The organism is Paraburkholderia atlantica (genome assembly GCF_009362785.1).
Taxonomy (GTDB): domain Bacteria; phylum Pseudomonadota; class Gammaproteobacteria; order Burkholderiales; family Burkholderiaceae; genus Paraburkholderia; species Paraburkholderia atlantica.
Window position 1 is genome coordinate 122,842 of record NZ_WHNQ01000001.1, and the last position, 13,925, is coordinate 136,766.

A 13,925-nucleotide genomic window follows, 5' to 3' on the forward strand; every position below is an offset into this window, starting at 1 on the left:
CCGCGCGACCCGTTGGCCCACTGACGATGGTCGATATCGTCGATAGCGCGACGCGCAGCCGGATGATGTCCGGCATTCGCGGCCGCAACACCAAGCCGGAGGTGCTGATCCGCAGCCTGCTGCATCGGCAGGGCCTGCGTTTCAGGCTCGACGCGCGCGATCTACCCGGCCGCCCCGACATCGTGCTGCCGCGTTATCGCGCGGTGGTGCTCGTGCATGGCTGCTTCTGGCATGGCCACGACTGTCATTTGTTCAAATGGCCGCAGACGCGGCCCGACTTCTGGCGCGACAAGATCGGCCGCAATCGCAGCAACGACGACAAGGTGCGCGCCGCGCTGCTCGCGAGCGGCTGGCGCGTCGCGATCGTGTGGGAATGCGCTTTGCGGGGTGCGAATCGCGATATTGCGGGCATGATCGAACGGCTCGTCGCGTGGATCAGAAGCGACGCGCCGGAGTTCGAGGAACGCGGCTGAAACCACGCGCGAGCTGCCCTGCTCGCGCGAGTCTCGCGGTCGCTGGTGCTACACTCGAAAAGCACACCCGGCATGCTTTCGAGATGCCTTCGAGGCAGGCTTCGGCGGCGATTTCCGGCTGCTTTCCCGACGCTTTCACGGCACGTCCTCACGCGCTCCGGCATGCCACGAGATGCGCCTCGCCCGCCGCGACATCGCGCACTCCGACGATCCCAGAAGCAATCAACAAGGGAGACACATCATGGCTGACTTCCGTCTCTGGTCCGACGACTTTCCCAACAACGGCTTCATGCCGAGAGACCACGAATACAACGACAAGGCGTTCGGCGGCGACGGCGAAAACATCTCGCCGTCACTGCAATGGGAAGCGCCGCCCGCGGACACGCAAAGCTTCGCGCTCACCGTTCACGATCCCGACGCGCCGACCGGCAGCGGCTTCTGGCATTGGGTCGTCGTCAACATCCCGGCCGACGCGCGCTCGCTGCCACGCAACGCTGGCAAGGCCGACGGCTCGCTGCTGCCGCAGGGCGCGATACAGTTGCGCAACGACTACGGGACGGTCGGCTACGGCGGTGCCGCGCCGCCGCGCGGGGATCGCACGCATCGCTTCATCTTCCGGCTGCATGCGCTGAAGGTGCCGCATCTGCCGGTCAGCGCGGAAACCACCAATGCGGTCGCGCGCTTCATGACCCATCTGGACGAAATCGACTCGACGACCCACACGGGCCTTTACGAACTCAAATGACGACGCGAGCGCGGCGCCGGCGTCCCGGCAGCGCCGGCGCCGCGCCGAGCGATACGCCAGCAGCGGCCAGCGCGTAGCCGCGCACAGACGCGGCAACATCACCGACAAATCGAACAATCGATGCACGCACCCTCCCCGCGCACGGATGGCCCGACGCCTTCCACTCCCCGCTTCGAAGGCAAGGAACTGGGCCTGCCGGTTCCACAACGCTACTGGGCGATGCTGGTCATCGCGCTGTCGCTGACGCTCGCGGTGCTCGACAGCGCAATCGCCAACGTCGCGCTGCCGACGATCGCGCGCAACCTCAATGCGAGCGCCGCCGCGTCGATCTGGGTCGTCAACGCGTATCAGCTCGCGATCACGATCTCGCTGCTGCCAATGGCGTCGCTCGGCGACCGCATCGGCTACAGGCGCATTTATCTGTCGGGTCTGATCCTGTTCACGGTTGCGTCGCTCGGCTGCGCGCTGTCGAACTCGCTTGCGACGCTCGCGCTCGCGCGCGTGGTCCAAGGCTTCGGCGCGGCCGGCATCATGAGCGTGAACACCGCGCTCGTGCGCATGATCTATCCGCCGGCGCAGCTCGGGCGCGGCGTCTCGATCAATGCGATGGTGGTGGCGGTGTCGTCGGCGGTCGGGCCGACGGTCGCGTCAGGGGTGCTCGCGATCGCCACGTGGCCGTGGCTGTTCGCGATCAACGTGCCGATCGGGATCGCGGCGATCGTCGGCGGCTTCAAGGCGCTGCCGATGAACCCCGGCCACGAATCGCCGTATGACTATCTGAGCGCGGTGATGAACGCGTTCGTGTTCGGCCTGCTGATTTTCGCGGTCGATGGCCTGGGCCACGGTCAGCGCTTGGGCTACGTGACGCTCGAAGCGCTCGGCGCACTGGTGGTCGGCTACTTCTTCGTGCGCCGGCAACTGACGCGGCCCGCCCCGCTGCTGCCGATCGACCTGCTGCGTATTCCGGTGTTCGCGCTGTCGATCGGCACGTCGGTCTGCTCGTTCTGCGCGCAGATGCTCGCGTTCGTGTCGCTGCCGTTCCTGCTGCAGGAAACGCTCGGCATGTCGCAGGTCGAAACCGGTCTTTTGATGACGCCGTGGCCCGCGATCATCATCATCGCCGCGCCGATCGCGGGCGTGCTGTCGGACAGGATATCGTCCGGCTGGCTCGGCGGCGTCGGGCTCGCCGCGATGACGGTCGGCCTGCTGCTGCTCGCGACGCTCGGACCTCACCCCGACGCGCTGCAGATTTCGTGGCGCATGGCGCTGTGCGGCGCGGGCTTCGGCATCTTCCAGTCGCCGAACAATCGCACGATACTGTCGTCCGCGCCGCGCGAACGCAGCGGCGGCGCGAGCGGCATGCTCGGCACCGCGCGCCTGACCGGGCAAACGCTCGGCGCGGCGCTGGTCGCACTGATCTTCGGTGTCGCGCCGCAAAGCGGGACGGTCGTCGCGCTGTATGTGGCCGCAGGGTTTGCGGCGGTCGCGGCGGTCGTCAGCACGATGCGGGTCATGCAGAAGGTGACGCAGCCGGCTTGAGGGTTGTGGCGGGATTGTGGCCGTGCGACGTGCAACGCATCCACGAAAAAAGGGCGTGCATCGCACGACGCGATGCACGCCCGTTTTGCTTCGATCTTCGTTGTCACTTCATTCACGACGTGACCGGCTCACGCGTCGCCCGCCCGCGCGGGCCGCGACTGTCCGCTCAGGACGATGCCGTCACGTCAGCGAGCTTTACCGCTTTGGCCGTCACCGAAGAAGCGGTCGCGACATGGCGCAGATCGTCGAGGAAGGTATCGCGCCAAACCGACAGATTGTTCTCGCGCATCGGCTCCATCATGTCCGCATGACGCGCCTGACGCTCCGCGAGCGGCATCGACAGCGCGCGTTCGAGCGCTTCGGCCATCTGCGACAGATCGAACGGATTGACGACGAGCGCGCCCGGCAGCTGCTCGGCCGCACCCGCGAATTGCGATAGCACGAGTACGCCCGGATCGGCCGGGTCCTGCGACGCGACGTACTCCTTGGCCACCAGATTCATCCCGTCGCGCAGCGGCGTCACGTAGCCGACCTGCGACTGGCGGAATAGCGCCATCAGCAAATTGCGTTCGTACTTGCGGTTCAGATACTGGATCGGCGTCCAGTCGAGCTGCGCGAACCGGCCGTTGATGCGGCCAGCTTCGCCTTCGAGCGTTTGCCGGATGCGCTGATAGGTCTGCACGTCGGCGCGGGTCGGCGGCGCGATCTGCACCAGCGACACGCGGCCATGCCAGCCGGGCGCGTTCTGCAACAGCCGCTCGAATGCCTGGAAGCGTTCGACCAGCCCCTTCGAATAATCGAGCCGGTCGACGCTCATGATCAGCTTGCGCCCGCGCATGCCGTCGCGCAGGCTGCGCACCGCCTTACGGTCGGTGAACTGCTCGGCGGCTTTGGCGATCGCGTCGGGATAGATGCCGATCGGGTACGCGCCGACCTTCAGGAAGCGGTTGTACGCGTGCACCATGCCGTCTTCGCTCGACGTGCCGTGGTGCCCGCGCTCGATATAGTCGACGAACGACTGGCGATCCGCCTCGGTTTGAAAACCGATCACGTCGTAGCTGCACATCGCCTTGACGATCTCCTCGTGCGGCGGAATCGTGCGCAGCACCTCGGGCACCGGAAACGGAATGTGCAGGAAGAAGCCGATCGGGTTCTTCACGCCGAGATCGCGCAGGTAACGCGCGAACGGCAGCAGATGGTAGTCGTGAACCCAGATGATGTCGCTGGGCTTGAGCAGTTCCTTCAACTGCTTCGCCAGCGTCGCGTTGACGCGCTGGTAGCCCGCGTAGTCCTCGCGGTCGTAGCGGGACAGGTCGTTGCGATAGTGAAAGGTCGGCCACAACGTGGTGTTCGAAAAACCGCGGTAGTACTCGTCGTAATCGCGCTTGGTGAGGCCCACCGTCGCGTAGGTGACGTTGCCCTGCTTCTCGATCACGGGCGCGGATGGCTCGCTGACCGTTTCGCCGCTCCAGCCGAACCAGACGCCGCCGGTTTCCTTCAGTGCGTCCAGCACGCCGATCGCGAGCCCGCCCGCTGCCGGACGCGCTTCCTGAATCGGTGCGACACGATTCGATACCACGATCAATCTGCTCATTAGTGCTCCATTGTTTCGTTGTATGCGGAATTGCGCCAAAACGGTGCATGCAAGCAGCGTGCCGATATTTGAGATATCGGAAATAAAGTTGTATGAAAATGTGACAAACGAGCGAATCCCCGCAATCACCACGAATTGCGAAGAAAATTTTTCTGTTAAATCGGACGATAGCGACGGTCTTTCTTACCGGCATCGCTGCCGCTGGAACACCCCGCGCCGTTACTGCGCTGCGTCAGGCGTCCTGCTCCGAGCCCAGATCGCGCTGGTATTCGAGGCCTTCCTGACGCACCCCGCCCTGGTTGTGCTCGCCGTCCGGCGGCGTATGCGGGGCGATCCGGTTCTGCGCCGCCGGGTCCGGCGACTCCGCCGGCTCAGTCTTGACATCGGCCGGCCGTGGCCCGCGCTTGGAATGGCGCGCGGAACGACGCAATGCGGGGTGTCTCATGATCGTGCCTCCGGGGAAGCCTGCCGCTTGTTGCGGCATCCCTACAGTCTAGGGGGCGAAACCGTAAATTGCCGGTAAAAGATGCGCCGGCTTTGTAACAAGTACAGCAATGCACTGCACCGAAGCGGGGCAACGGTCCGCTGCAGCGCGGGTTTGGTTGCGTCCGGTGCGCGATAGTAGGTCAGCGTCGAGGATCGCATCAGCATTGCAGCGGACGCTCTCGTCGGTCGGCGGCTTGGGGCGTCTGCGTTGGCTGCGGCGGCGGATCGCCGATCGGCGGCGTGACCGGTTCCACGGGCTCGATCGGATCGGGTGTCGGGCCGGGGATCGTGTCGGGTTCGGCCGGGTCCGGCGGCGCGGCGGGAGGCTCGACCGGTTCGGGCCGGTGGGCGTGCAACGGCCCGGACGGCGGGGAAACGGCAGCGTGATGCGGCAGGTGCGGCGGCAGGTGCGGCATGTCGGTGACCTCGTTTTGCGTTCCACCGGAGCGCAGCAAGGCCTGTGCCGTCAGGGTGCCCGCCCGGAGCCCGGGCGGGCGATTGCCGATGATGCAGACGACGTGTGAACGAGTGCGGATCAGGCGTCGGCGCCGCCGAGCGCGCGTGATTCGTCGGAGGGATCGCCGTCCTCGCGCGCATCGTTGCCGTACTCGACGAGCCGGTTGTACAGCGTCTTCAGGCTGATGCCGAGAATTTCCGCGGCGCGCGTCTTCACGCCGCCGCATTGCTCGAGCGTCGCCAGAATCAGCTGACGGTCGGCTTCCGCGAGCGAGGTGCCGAACGGGATCGTGATCGCGGTGCCGGTCGCGGGCTTCGATAGCGTGATCTGCAACGGCACGGTCGCGGTGGTATCCGAATCCGCGCTCGACATGATGTGCGCGCGCTGCACGTAGTTCTTCAGCTCGCGCACATTGCCCGGCCACGGATACGACAGCAGCATCTCCTTCACCGCGACCGGGAAATGCTTCTTCGTGCCGTGACGCTCGTTGAGCTCATCGAGGAACGATTGCGCGAGCAGTTCGACGTCCTTGCCGCGATCGCGCAGCGGCGGCAGGCTGATCGGAAACACGTTCAGCCGATGGTAAAGGTCGAGCCGCAGCTTGCCTTCGAGCACCGCCTGCTCGGGATCGCGATTGGTGGCCGCGATCAGGCGCACATCGGTTTCGATTTCCTTGGTCGTGCCGACACGCATGAACATGCCGGTCTCGAGCACGCGCAGCAACTTCACCTGCAGCTCGATCGGCATCTCGGTGATTTCGTCGAGGAACAGTGTGCCGCCGTTCGCGCGCTCGAAATAGCCCTTGTGCTGCCGATCCGCGCCGGTGAACGAACCGCGCTCGTGGCCGAACATTTCCGACTCGATCAGATTCGGCGAAATCGCGCCACAGTTGACCGCGAGGAACGCGTGCTTGCGACGCAGGCTCAGCTCGTGCAGCGTCTGCGCGGCGACTTCCTTGCCGGTGCCCGATTCGCCGACCAGCATCACCGAGGCCGCCGTCGGCGCGACGCGGCTGATCTGATCGTAGACCTCCTGCATCGCCGGCGAATTGCCGAGCATCAGACCGAAGCGGCCCATGCGGCGCAACTCGCCGCGCAGCGTGCCGATTTCGGCTTTCAGGTCGCCGGGGCGCGGCAGGCGTGACAGGATCGCCTTCACACGCTGCATGTTGATCGGTTTCACGAGGTAGTCGGCCGCGCCCATTTTCAGGGCGCTGACCGCCGACTCGACCGTCGCGTGACCCGTGATCACGATCACCTCGACGCCGGAGCGCGGATCGAGATCTTCGAACAGATCGACCCCGCTGCCATCGGGCAGCTTCAGGTCGGTGAATACGACGTCCGGCATCTGCCGGATCAGTTGAATACGCGCTTCGCGCAGATCGCCCGCGGTGGCGGTGGTCAGCCCGTCTTCCCCGATGATGGCGGAAAGCGCCTCGCGGGTACCTGCGTCGTCATCGACAATCAGTACATGTGGCATCGCGTTTGGAAAGCCTGCAAGCGTGGGTCAGAAAATATGCGGAACATCCCCATGGGCATGCCGCTGGGTCGGGTCGGCTGCATGGCGCGGATTCGACGTGAGTCCCGCTCCGCCGACCATTTGATGAAAAATTGCAACAATAGTGGCGACATTCCAGCCGACTACTGCATCATTGTTGTCTATTTGCCTATTATACGGGTTTATCGAATCCATTTAACAATCCCTTCCAGGCGCCGACCGCCGGTCTGGCTGCACCGCTGCCCTCCCTCGGATTCGAGCGCCGCGCGTTAGCCACGCGGAAATGGCCATGCGCGGTGTTCGCCGGCAACCTGCCCTGAGCCGTTGGTGCTTTGAGAGGCGGGCGCTAGCTCGCTCGACAAAGTTGCCGGCGCCGCCACCGCGCCGCCCTCGTTTTCCCAGCGGCTCAACTCGCGGGCCGGGGAAATCTGGCCCGTGCGTTTGTGTTGCACGTAGCGAACCGCGAGAAAGCCGCCGAGTGCCATCAATGCGCTAAAAAAACCAATCGTGGGACGTGTCATCATGAACTCCTTGGATCGTGATGCGGATGAGTGCAGGTCGTGCCAGACGTGCGCCGCGCCTTTCAGCGAGCCGATGCGAGCGTCGCTCGCCGCGCCGCCTCTAACGTGCGACCAGCACGCCCAGCAGAAAACCGGTGCCCGCCGCGAGCGCGAGCGCGCGCCACGGGTTAGTGCGCACATAGTGCTCGGTGCTGACCGCCGCCTCGCGATACCGGCGATGCACGTTGCGTTGCGCATCGCCGAGCGCCGATTGCAGCGTTTCCACATGCGTGCCGAGCCGGTCGCGCAAGGCGTCCACGCCTTCGCCCGGCACGTTGGCGGCGAGCCGCAGCATTTCCTCCGAGTCCCTCAGCAGCACCCGGAGATCCTCGACGATCTTCTGTCCGCCGAGTGCAAGTTGTTGCGTGGTGTCGGTCATCGTTCACTCCTCGTCTGATTCGGCGTTCCTGGCCGCGCGATGCGGGTTGCCGGGTTGCCGCCCTGCGCTCGCCAGCGCCGCCGCGACGTAGCCGTCAAAAGCTCGCACGACTCGGTCAAACGGTCAATGATGCAATGCATGTGCCCGGTATATTTACCGCTTCAGCGCGATGAAAAAGGCCAATTTCGAGCACTTTCGACCGATTGCGCGCATGGCTACCGCAGCGGCTGCCAGTTCGATTGCCGGAATCCGTGTCGAAGTGGTTAAATCGTCTTTTATGAGATAGTGGCTGTACGGTCTATCGCATTCAAGGCCTGCGCGCCGCATTACGAACTTCATTTGCACAGGACTCCCCCTTTTATGGCGTCAATCGATCTGGACTCGCCCACCGTGTCCGCCGGCGGCAATGCTTCGCCACAATCGAAGCAGCGCGTCGGGGATGCCGTCGCGGGACTGAAATCGTACGGGCTGCTGTACGGCTCGTCGCCGGTGATGCTCGATCTGTACGAGCAGATCGAACGCGTCGCCGATACCGACGCGACCGCGCTGATCATCGGCGAATCGGGCACCGGCAAGGAGCTGATCGCCCGCACCATCCACGAGCGCAGCGGCCGCAAGGACGGCGCGTTCGTCGCCGTGAACTGCGGCGCGATTCCCGATGAGCTGATCGAAGCCGAACTGTTCGGCCACGAAAAGGGCAGCTTCACCGGCGCGGTCCAGGGCCGCATCGGCTACTTCGAACATGCGAACGGCGGCACGCTGTTTCTCGACGAAATCACCGAAATGGCGCCGGTGCGCCAGGTCAAGCTGCTGCGCGCGCTCGAAACCGGCACGTTCTATCGGGTCGGCGGCAACGAGCTGATCAGCGGCAACGTGCGCGTGATCGCCGCGACCAATCGCGATCCCGCGGTGGCCGTCAAGGAAAACGGCTTGCGCGAGGATCTGATGTACCGGCTCGCGGTGTTTCCGCTGCGCGCGCCCCCGCTGCGCGAGCGCGAAAACGATCGCGAACTGCTCGCGCAATACTTCCTCGCGCAATTGAACCAGCAGGAAGCCACCAACAAGAGCTTCAGCAAACGCTCGATCGAAACGCTGCGGTCATGGTCGTGGCCGGGCAACGTGCGCGAGTTGAAGAACGCCGTGTATCGCGCGTTCATTCTCGCGGAGAAGACCGTCGAGTTGCCGCATCCGCATCTTGCGTCGCGAGTCAAGAAAGCGGTCACGCAAGGCGACGCGATGAGCGTGTGGATCGGCACGCCGCTCGCCGACGCGCAAAAGCAGATTATTCTCGGCACCCTCAAGTACTGCGGCGGCGACAAGCGGCGCGCGGCCAAAGCGCTCGGCGTGAGCCTCAAGACGCTGTACAACCGGCTGAGCGCGTACGGCGACGAAAGCGGCGAAGACGAATCCGACTCATAGGCACGCTGCAACGTAGGCCGTTCGCCGATGGCGGCGGCCCGCTGTTGCGCTTTTCGTCGTGATCCTTTCGCCGCGCGTTTTCGCGGCACCGAATTCACCCCGCCAGCTCTCACATCGTCAGCGAATCTGCCTGGCGTCCCGAACACCTGGCAGAGCCAGGCAAGGCAAGCCCTCCCGCCCTTGCAACAGAAAACATCGCGGCGCACGGTGTTTTGCAATTGCTTGCATTTTTTCGCTGCCAATTACAAAACGCATCCTGCACAATGCGGCAGCGTAGTAAACGACGTGTCCTTCGTTACACGCAACGCGTGAACGCAGACACCTGTACGGGCAGGGACGGGAGAAATGCAAAAGAACATGGTGTGGGCCGACAACGCGAAGTCCGTTGTCGCAGGCAAACGCCCCCACGTAACAGCGCTGCTTGCGCTGGCGCTGGCGGTGTCGTCGGCATTGAGCGGCTGTAGTTCGTTGTACTCGGAAGGCGCAGTCGCGGGCGCCGGCATCGCGGGTGCCGCGGTCGCGGGCAAGGTCACCAGCAACGCGGCGGTCGCGACCGGTATCGGTCTTGGCGCGGTCGCCGCGGCGCGCGCCGGCGTGCAGTATTCGGAGCGCGTGGTCCACACGAATACGCAGAACAGCATCGCGCAAGCGGCCGGTCCGCTCGAGGTCGGCGCGGTCGCCCCCTGGAGCATCACCCACTCTTTCCCGATCGAAGACGACGAACACGGCCGCGTGACCGTCAGCCGCCTGATCAGCACCGGTGCGCTCGATTGCAAGGAAATCGTCTTTTCCGTCGATCAGAACGCAACCCCCGACAAGCCCGCGAACAGCGCGTTCTATATCGCATCGGTCTGCCGCGACGGTAAGGACTGGCGTTGGGCATCGGCCGAACCCGCCACCGAGCGCTGGGGTGCGCTGCAATGAGATTGCGTTCGCCTGGCGTTCCGATGGGTGATCGGCTGCGGCTCGTCGCGGCCGGCGCGCTATGCGTCGGCGCGAGCCTGCTAGCGAGCGGCTGCGCGTCGATCGGCGCCGCGAGCGGCGCGGCGGCGGGTGTCGCTTCGGGCCTCGTGACCAGCAATCCGGCCATCGCGTTCGGCGTCGGCGTGGCCGTGCAGGCAGCCACCGACGAAGCGGTCGCGCGCTACATGCGCAGCATGCACAAGGATCAGCAGGATCTGATGGCGGCGCTGGTCGGCACGATGCCGGTCGGCGAAACGAAACCCTGGTCGGTCAAACACACGTTGCCGATCGAAAACGGTCACGGCCAGGTGCGCGTAACGCGCGCGGTCAACTCGGCGCTGGCGCTGTGCAAAGACTTCGTGTTCTCGGTGCAGGACGGCGACGGCCCGAACGCGCCCGAGAGGTGGTTCACGGCGAGCGCGTGCCAGCAGGACAAGGGTTGGAAGTGGGCGACGGCCGAACCGGCGGTCGCACGCTGGGGCAACCTGCAATAAAAAAGCGGCGAGGCTTTCCTCGCCGCTTTTTTGTCCGAACCGCGTTCGTTTCCGCGACGACCCGGACTTAAGACTCCACGTCTTCCAGACTGAAGATTTCAGTCTGATCGTTGTACGAGAAGATCTCGCCGTAACGGCCCCAGTTGATCACCGCGTCGAGCGTCTCTTCGGCCGCGCTGTCCGACAGGAAGTCTTCCAGTTCCTGCTCGAAGCGCACGCGCGGCGCGCGATGTCCCGGCCGCTCGTTCAACACCTTCTTGATCCGCGCCGCGAGCGGCACATGCCGCAGCAGATGCTCGGCGAACATCATCTTCCGTTCCTGCGTACCGAATTCAGAGAACACGCGCGCCGGCGGCGTCAGGAAAATGTCGCCCTCGCGCACGTCGGCGAAACCGAGGTGCTGCAGCACTTCGGCGATCGGGAACAGATCGTCGACCTCCAGATGCAGCGAGCGCGCGATTTCCGGCATGTCCGCGCGGCCGTGATACGGCGCGGCGGCGAGCGTTTCGATCAGACCGGCCATCAGGTTGGTCGACACGTGCGGCAGCCAGCTGCCGAGTTCGAGCCCCTTCCTGGTCTTTTCATCGGTCTGGCGCGCGGTCATCTTCGCGTAGATCTCGTCGACGAGACGACGGAACGCCGGGTCCAGACGATTGCGCGGATGCTTGAACGGCACCTTGATCTCGGCGATCACGCGGCCCGGATTCGACGACAGCACCAGAATGCGGTCGCACATGAACACCGCTTCCTCGATGTTGTGCGTGACGATCAGCACCGCCTTGATCGGCATGCGGCCCTGCGTCCACAGATCGAGCAGGTCGGTACGCAGCGTTTCGGCGGTCAGCACGTCGAGCGCGGAGAACGGCTCGTCCATCAGCAACAGCGTCGGATCGACGACGAGCGCGCGCGCGAAGCCGACGCGCTGGCGCATGCCGCCCGACAGCTCGCGCGGATACGCGTTTTCGAAGCCGTCGAGACCGATCAGGTCGATCGCCGCGAGCGCGCGCGTGCGCCGCTCCGACGCGCCGACGCCTTGCGCTTCGAGACCCGCTTCCACGTTCTGCAGCACGGTCAGCCACGGAAACAGCGCGAAGGTCTGGAACACCATCGCGACGCCTTTCGCCGGGCCTTCGAGCGGCTTGCCCATGTATGTGACTTCGCCGTCGGTCGGCTCGATCAGGCCCGCGATGATACGCAACAGCGTCGACTTGCCCGAGCCCGAACGGCCGAGCAGACCGACGATCTCGCCCTCGCGCAGCGACAGATTCGCGTCGTCGAGGACGAGCAGTTCACCCTGAGTCTTGTTGAAGCCGCGGCACACGTCCTTGACGCGCAGGATTTCCTCGCCGAGGCGCGGGGGCTTCGGCGGCGTCTGGATCGGCGCGGCGGTCATAGCAGCTTTAGGATTTTGCATCGCGTTAAGCCTTCATTTCTCAATCTAGACGGAGCTTGCCTTCGGCGTAGGCGTACATCGGACGCCACAGCAGACGGTTGAACAGGGTCACGAACAGGGACATCACGGCGATGCCCACGATGATCTTCGGATAGTCGCCCGCCGCGGTGGTCTGCGCGATATAGGCGCCAAGGCCATGCGCGGCGAGCTTGGTATCGCCCCACTGCACGAACTCGGCAACGATGCTCGCGTTCCACGCCCCGCCCGACGCGGTGATCGCGCCGGTCACGTAGTACGGGAAAATGCCCGGCAGCATCGCTTGACGCCACCACTGCCAGCCGCGAATGTGGAAATTCTTGGCCGCCTCGCGGTAGTCGTTCGGATACGAGCTCGCACCGGCAATCACGTTGAACAGGATATACCACTGCGTGCCGAGCACGATCAGCGGCGACAGCCAGATGTCCGGATTCAGGTGAAAGCGCACGATGACGATCACGAACACCGGGAACAGCAGGTTCGCCGGGAACGCCGCGAGGAACTGCGCGAGCGGCTGCACCTTTTCCGCGAGCGCCGGGCGCAGGCCAATCAGCACGCCGACCGGCACCCAGATCACCGAAGCGATCGCGATCAGCACGACCACGCGCAGCAGCGTGATCAGACCCAGCAAGAACACGTGGCCGATCTCGTCGAGCGTCACGCCGGTGCGCACATACAGAAACACGCGGTACACCACGTACACCGTGGCGAGCAGCACGATCGCCGCCCAGATGATGTCGCCGAGCTTCGAGTTCTTCTCGCGCTGCGGGATGTGAAAGCGCGGTGCGCTGAACGCCGGCAACTGGAAACGCACCCGAGCCGCGCGCGCGAACATCCAGCCGAGCGGCACGAGCAGCCGGTGAATCAGCCGCGTGCGGCGGATCAGGTCGAGCAGCCACGATTCCGGCGCGTCGCCCGAGCTCGTGAACTCCATGCGGAACTTGTCGGCCCACGCGACGAGCGGACGGAACAGCAGCTGGTCGTAGGCGAGAATCACGACCGTCATCGCGAGGATGACCCAGCCGATCGCGTGCAGGTTCTTGTCGCTGATCGCCTGCGCGAGGTAAGCGCCGATGCCCGGCAGCGTGATCGTGTTGTTGCCGACCGTAATCGCTTCGGAAGCGACCACGAAGAACCAGCCGCCCGACATCGACATCATCATGTTCCAGATCAGGCCCGGCATCGAGAACGGCACTTCGAGTTTCCAGAAGCGCTGCCACGAGGTCAGGTGAAAGCCGCGCGACACTTCATCGAGATCGCGCGGCACCGTGCGCAGCGACTGATAGAAGCTGAACGTCATGTTCCACGCCTGGCTCGTGAAGATCGCGAAGATCGCGGCGAGCTCGGCGCCGAGCACGCGGCCCGGGAACATCGCGAGGAAGAACGTGACCGTAAACGAGATGTAGCCGAGCACCGGCACCGACTGCAGGATGTCGAGAATCGGCACCAGCACGAGACCGGCGCGGCGGCTCTTGGCGGCCAGCGTCCCGTAGACCAGCGTGAATATCAGCGACGCGACCATCGCAGCGAGCATGCGCAGCGTGGTGCGCATCGCGTATTCGGGCAGGTTGGCCGGATCGAGCGAGATCGCCTGGGTCTTTAGCGTCGACATCGGCGCGAGCGTCTCGTGAAAGCCGATCGACGCCATCGCGATCAGACAGATGATCAGCGGGAATGCAACGAAGTCCCAGCGGTTGGGCAACACCCGCCATGCCGACGCATTGGCGGTGCGCTTCAGGTTGAAGCTGAAATCCATCAGATGCCCTCCCTCTTGAAACAGGCATTCGAACGCTCGAAGGAGGCCGCGGCTGCTCCGCGGCGGTCTATGGGTCGGTCCGGAAAGCGGAAATCGGGCATGGCAAAACGCGCGTGCGTGGTAAATCGTTAGCG

Annotated in this window: 15 protein-coding genes; 6 read left to right on the top strand and 9 right to left on the bottom strand. The window is 64.7% G+C overall.

What is annotated here, in order from left to right:
• The first annotated feature begins 26 nt into the window (after positions 1–26).
• From GCT19_RS00570 to GCT19_RS00580, 3 genes are all read left to right on the top strand, one after another.
• Positions 27–473, top strand: a complete 447-nt coding sequence (locus GCT19_RS00570; RefSeq protein ID WP_152850754.1) for a very short patch repair endonuclease — start codon at positions 27–29, stop codon at positions 471–473.
• A 241-nt stretch (positions 474–714) separates the two neighbouring features.
• A complete protein-coding gene (locus GCT19_RS00575; protein ID WP_018431615.1) occupies positions 715–1,218 on the top strand; it encodes a YbhB/YbcL family Raf kinase inhibitor-like protein in 504 nt (167 codons plus the stop codon).
• Between the two features lie 120 nt (positions 1,219–1,338).
• Positions 1,339–2,757: an MFS transporter gene (locus GCT19_RS00580; protein WP_084598208.1), complete on the top strand. Its 1,419-nt coding sequence runs from the start codon at positions 1,339–1,341 to the stop codon at positions 2,755–2,757.
• Positions 2,758–2,923: 166 nt separating this feature from the next.
• On the opposite strand, the gene otsA is transcribed toward GCT19_RS00580, so the two are convergent.
• The 7 genes from otsA to GCT19_RS00615 form a co-directional block, all read right to left on the bottom strand.
• The gene (gene otsA, locus GCT19_RS00585; RefSeq protein ID WP_013088804.1) at positions 2,924–4,351 is read right to left on the bottom strand and encodes an alpha,alpha-trehalose-phosphate synthase (UDP-forming); all 1,428 of its coding nucleotides are present in this window, start codon (positions 4,349–4,351) and stop codon (positions 2,924–2,926) included.
• Positions 4,352–4,583: 232 nt separating this feature from the next.
• Positions 4,584–4,796: a hypothetical protein gene (locus GCT19_RS00590; RefSeq protein WP_013088803.1), complete on the bottom strand. Its 213-nt coding sequence runs from the start codon at positions 4,794–4,796 to the stop codon at positions 4,584–4,586.
• 199 nt (positions 4,797–4,995) lie between these two features.
• Complete coding sequence (locus tag GCT19_RS00595) at positions 4,996–5,232, bottom strand: hypothetical protein (RefSeq protein WP_375791983.1); 237 nt, start codon at positions 5,230–5,232, stop codon at positions 4,996–4,998.
• 140 nt (positions 5,233–5,372) lie between these two features.
• The gene (locus tag GCT19_RS00600; RefSeq protein WP_013088801.1) at positions 5,373–6,773 is read right to left on the bottom strand and encodes a sigma-54-dependent transcriptional regulator; all 1,401 of its coding nucleotides are present in this window, start codon (positions 6,771–6,773) and stop codon (positions 5,373–5,375) included.
• Positions 6,774–6,800: 27 nt separating this feature from the next.
• Entirely contained in the window at positions 6,801–6,986 is a 186-nt protein-coding gene (locus GCT19_RS00605) for a hypothetical protein (RefSeq protein WP_152850755.1), read from the bottom strand.
• A 74-nt stretch (positions 6,987–7,060) separates the two neighbouring features.
• Positions 7,061–7,312, bottom strand: a complete 252-nt coding sequence (locus GCT19_RS00610) for a hypothetical protein (RefSeq protein WP_018431619.1) — start codon at positions 7,310–7,312, stop codon at positions 7,061–7,063.
• 100 nt (positions 7,313–7,412) lie between these two features.
• Positions 7,413–7,730 carry a DUF883 family protein gene (locus GCT19_RS00615; protein ID WP_152850756.1) on the bottom strand — a complete coding sequence of 106 codons (318 nt, stop codon included), beginning with the start codon at positions 7,728–7,730 and terminating at the stop codon, positions 7,413–7,415.
• Between the two features lie 360 nt (positions 7,731–8,090).
• On the opposite strand from GCT19_RS00615, the gene GCT19_RS00620 reads away from it, so the two are divergent.
• The 3 genes from GCT19_RS00620 to GCT19_RS00630 all read left to right on the top strand — a co-directional run bounded on the left by GCT19_RS00620 (position 8,091) and on the right by GCT19_RS00630 (position 10,606).
• A complete protein-coding gene (locus GCT19_RS00620; protein ID WP_013088798.1) occupies positions 8,091–9,149 on the top strand; it encodes a sigma-54 interaction domain-containing protein in 1,059 nt (352 codons plus the stop codon).
• Positions 9,150–9,494: 345 nt separating this feature from the next.
• Entirely contained in the window at positions 9,495–10,073 is a 579-nt protein-coding gene (locus GCT19_RS00625; RefSeq protein WP_152850757.1) for a hypothetical protein, read from the top strand.
• Complete coding sequence (locus GCT19_RS00630) at positions 10,070–10,606, top strand: hypothetical protein (protein WP_152850758.1); 537 nt, start codon at positions 10,070–10,072, stop codon at positions 10,604–10,606. Before GCT19_RS00625 ends, GCT19_RS00630 begins: the two co-directional genes overlap by 4 nt.
• Before the next feature lie 67 nt (positions 10,607–10,673).
• Here the strand turns inward: GCT19_RS00630 and GCT19_RS00635 are convergent, their stop codons facing one another.
• Positions 10,674–12,020 (bottom strand): ABC transporter ATP-binding protein, encoded by a 1,347-nt coding sequence (locus tag GCT19_RS00635; protein ID WP_013088795.1) that lies wholly within the window; start codon positions 12,018–12,020, stop codon positions 10,674–10,676.
• A 19-nt stretch (positions 12,021–12,039) separates the two neighbouring features.
• Positions 12,040–13,791, bottom strand: a complete 1,752-nt coding sequence (locus GCT19_RS00640; RefSeq protein WP_018431624.1) for an ABC transporter permease — start codon at positions 13,789–13,791, stop codon at positions 12,040–12,042.
• Between the last annotated feature and the right edge of the window lie 134 nt (positions 13,792–13,925).

Coding starts and splice junctions, on each gene's coding strand:
- GCT19_RS00570 (WP_152850754.1), top strand. CDS start 27: ATGGTCGATATCGTCGATAGCGCGACGCGCAGCCGGATGATGTCCGGC.
- GCT19_RS00575 (WP_018431615.1), top strand. CDS start 715: ATGGCTGACTTCCGTCTCTGGTCCGACGACTTTCCCAACAACGGCTTC.
- GCT19_RS00580 (WP_084598208.1), top strand. CDS start 1,339: ATGCACGCACCCTCCCCGCGCACGGATGGCCCGACGCCTTCCACTCCC.
- otsA (WP_013088804.1), bottom strand. CDS start 4,351: ATGAGCAGATTGATCGTGGTATCGAATCGTGTCGCACCGATTCAGGAA.
- GCT19_RS00590 (WP_013088803.1), bottom strand. CDS start 4,796: ATGAGACACCCCGCATTGCGTCGTTCCGCGCGCCATTCCAAGCGCGGG.
- GCT19_RS00600 (WP_013088801.1), bottom strand. CDS start 6,773: ATGCCACATGTACTGATTGTCGATGACGACGCAGGTACCCGCGAGGCG.
- GCT19_RS00605 (WP_152850755.1), bottom strand. CDS start 6,986: ATGGATTCGATAAACCCGTATAATAGGCAAATAGACAACAATGATGCA.
- GCT19_RS00610 (WP_018431619.1), bottom strand. CDS start 7,312: ATGACACGTCCCACGATTGGTTTTTTTAGCGCATTGATGGCACTCGGC.
- GCT19_RS00615 (WP_152850756.1), bottom strand. CDS start 7,730: ATGACCGACACCACGCAACAACTTGCACTCGGCGGACAGAAGATCGTC.
- GCT19_RS00620 (WP_013088798.1), top strand. CDS start 8,091: ATGGCGTCAATCGATCTGGACTCGCCCACCGTGTCCGCCGGCGGCAAT.
- GCT19_RS00625 (WP_152850757.1), top strand. CDS start 9,495: ATGCAAAAGAACATGGTGTGGGCCGACAACGCGAAGTCCGTTGTCGCA.
- GCT19_RS00630 (WP_152850758.1), top strand. CDS start 10,070: ATGAGATTGCGTTCGCCTGGCGTTCCGATGGGTGATCGGCTGCGGCTC.
- GCT19_RS00635 (WP_013088795.1), bottom strand. CDS start 12,020: ATGCAAAATCCTAAAGCTGCTATGACCGCCGCGCCGATCCAGACGCCG.
- GCT19_RS00640 (WP_018431624.1), bottom strand. CDS start 13,791: ATGGATTTCAGCTTCAACCTGAAGCGCACCGCCAATGCGTCGGCATGG.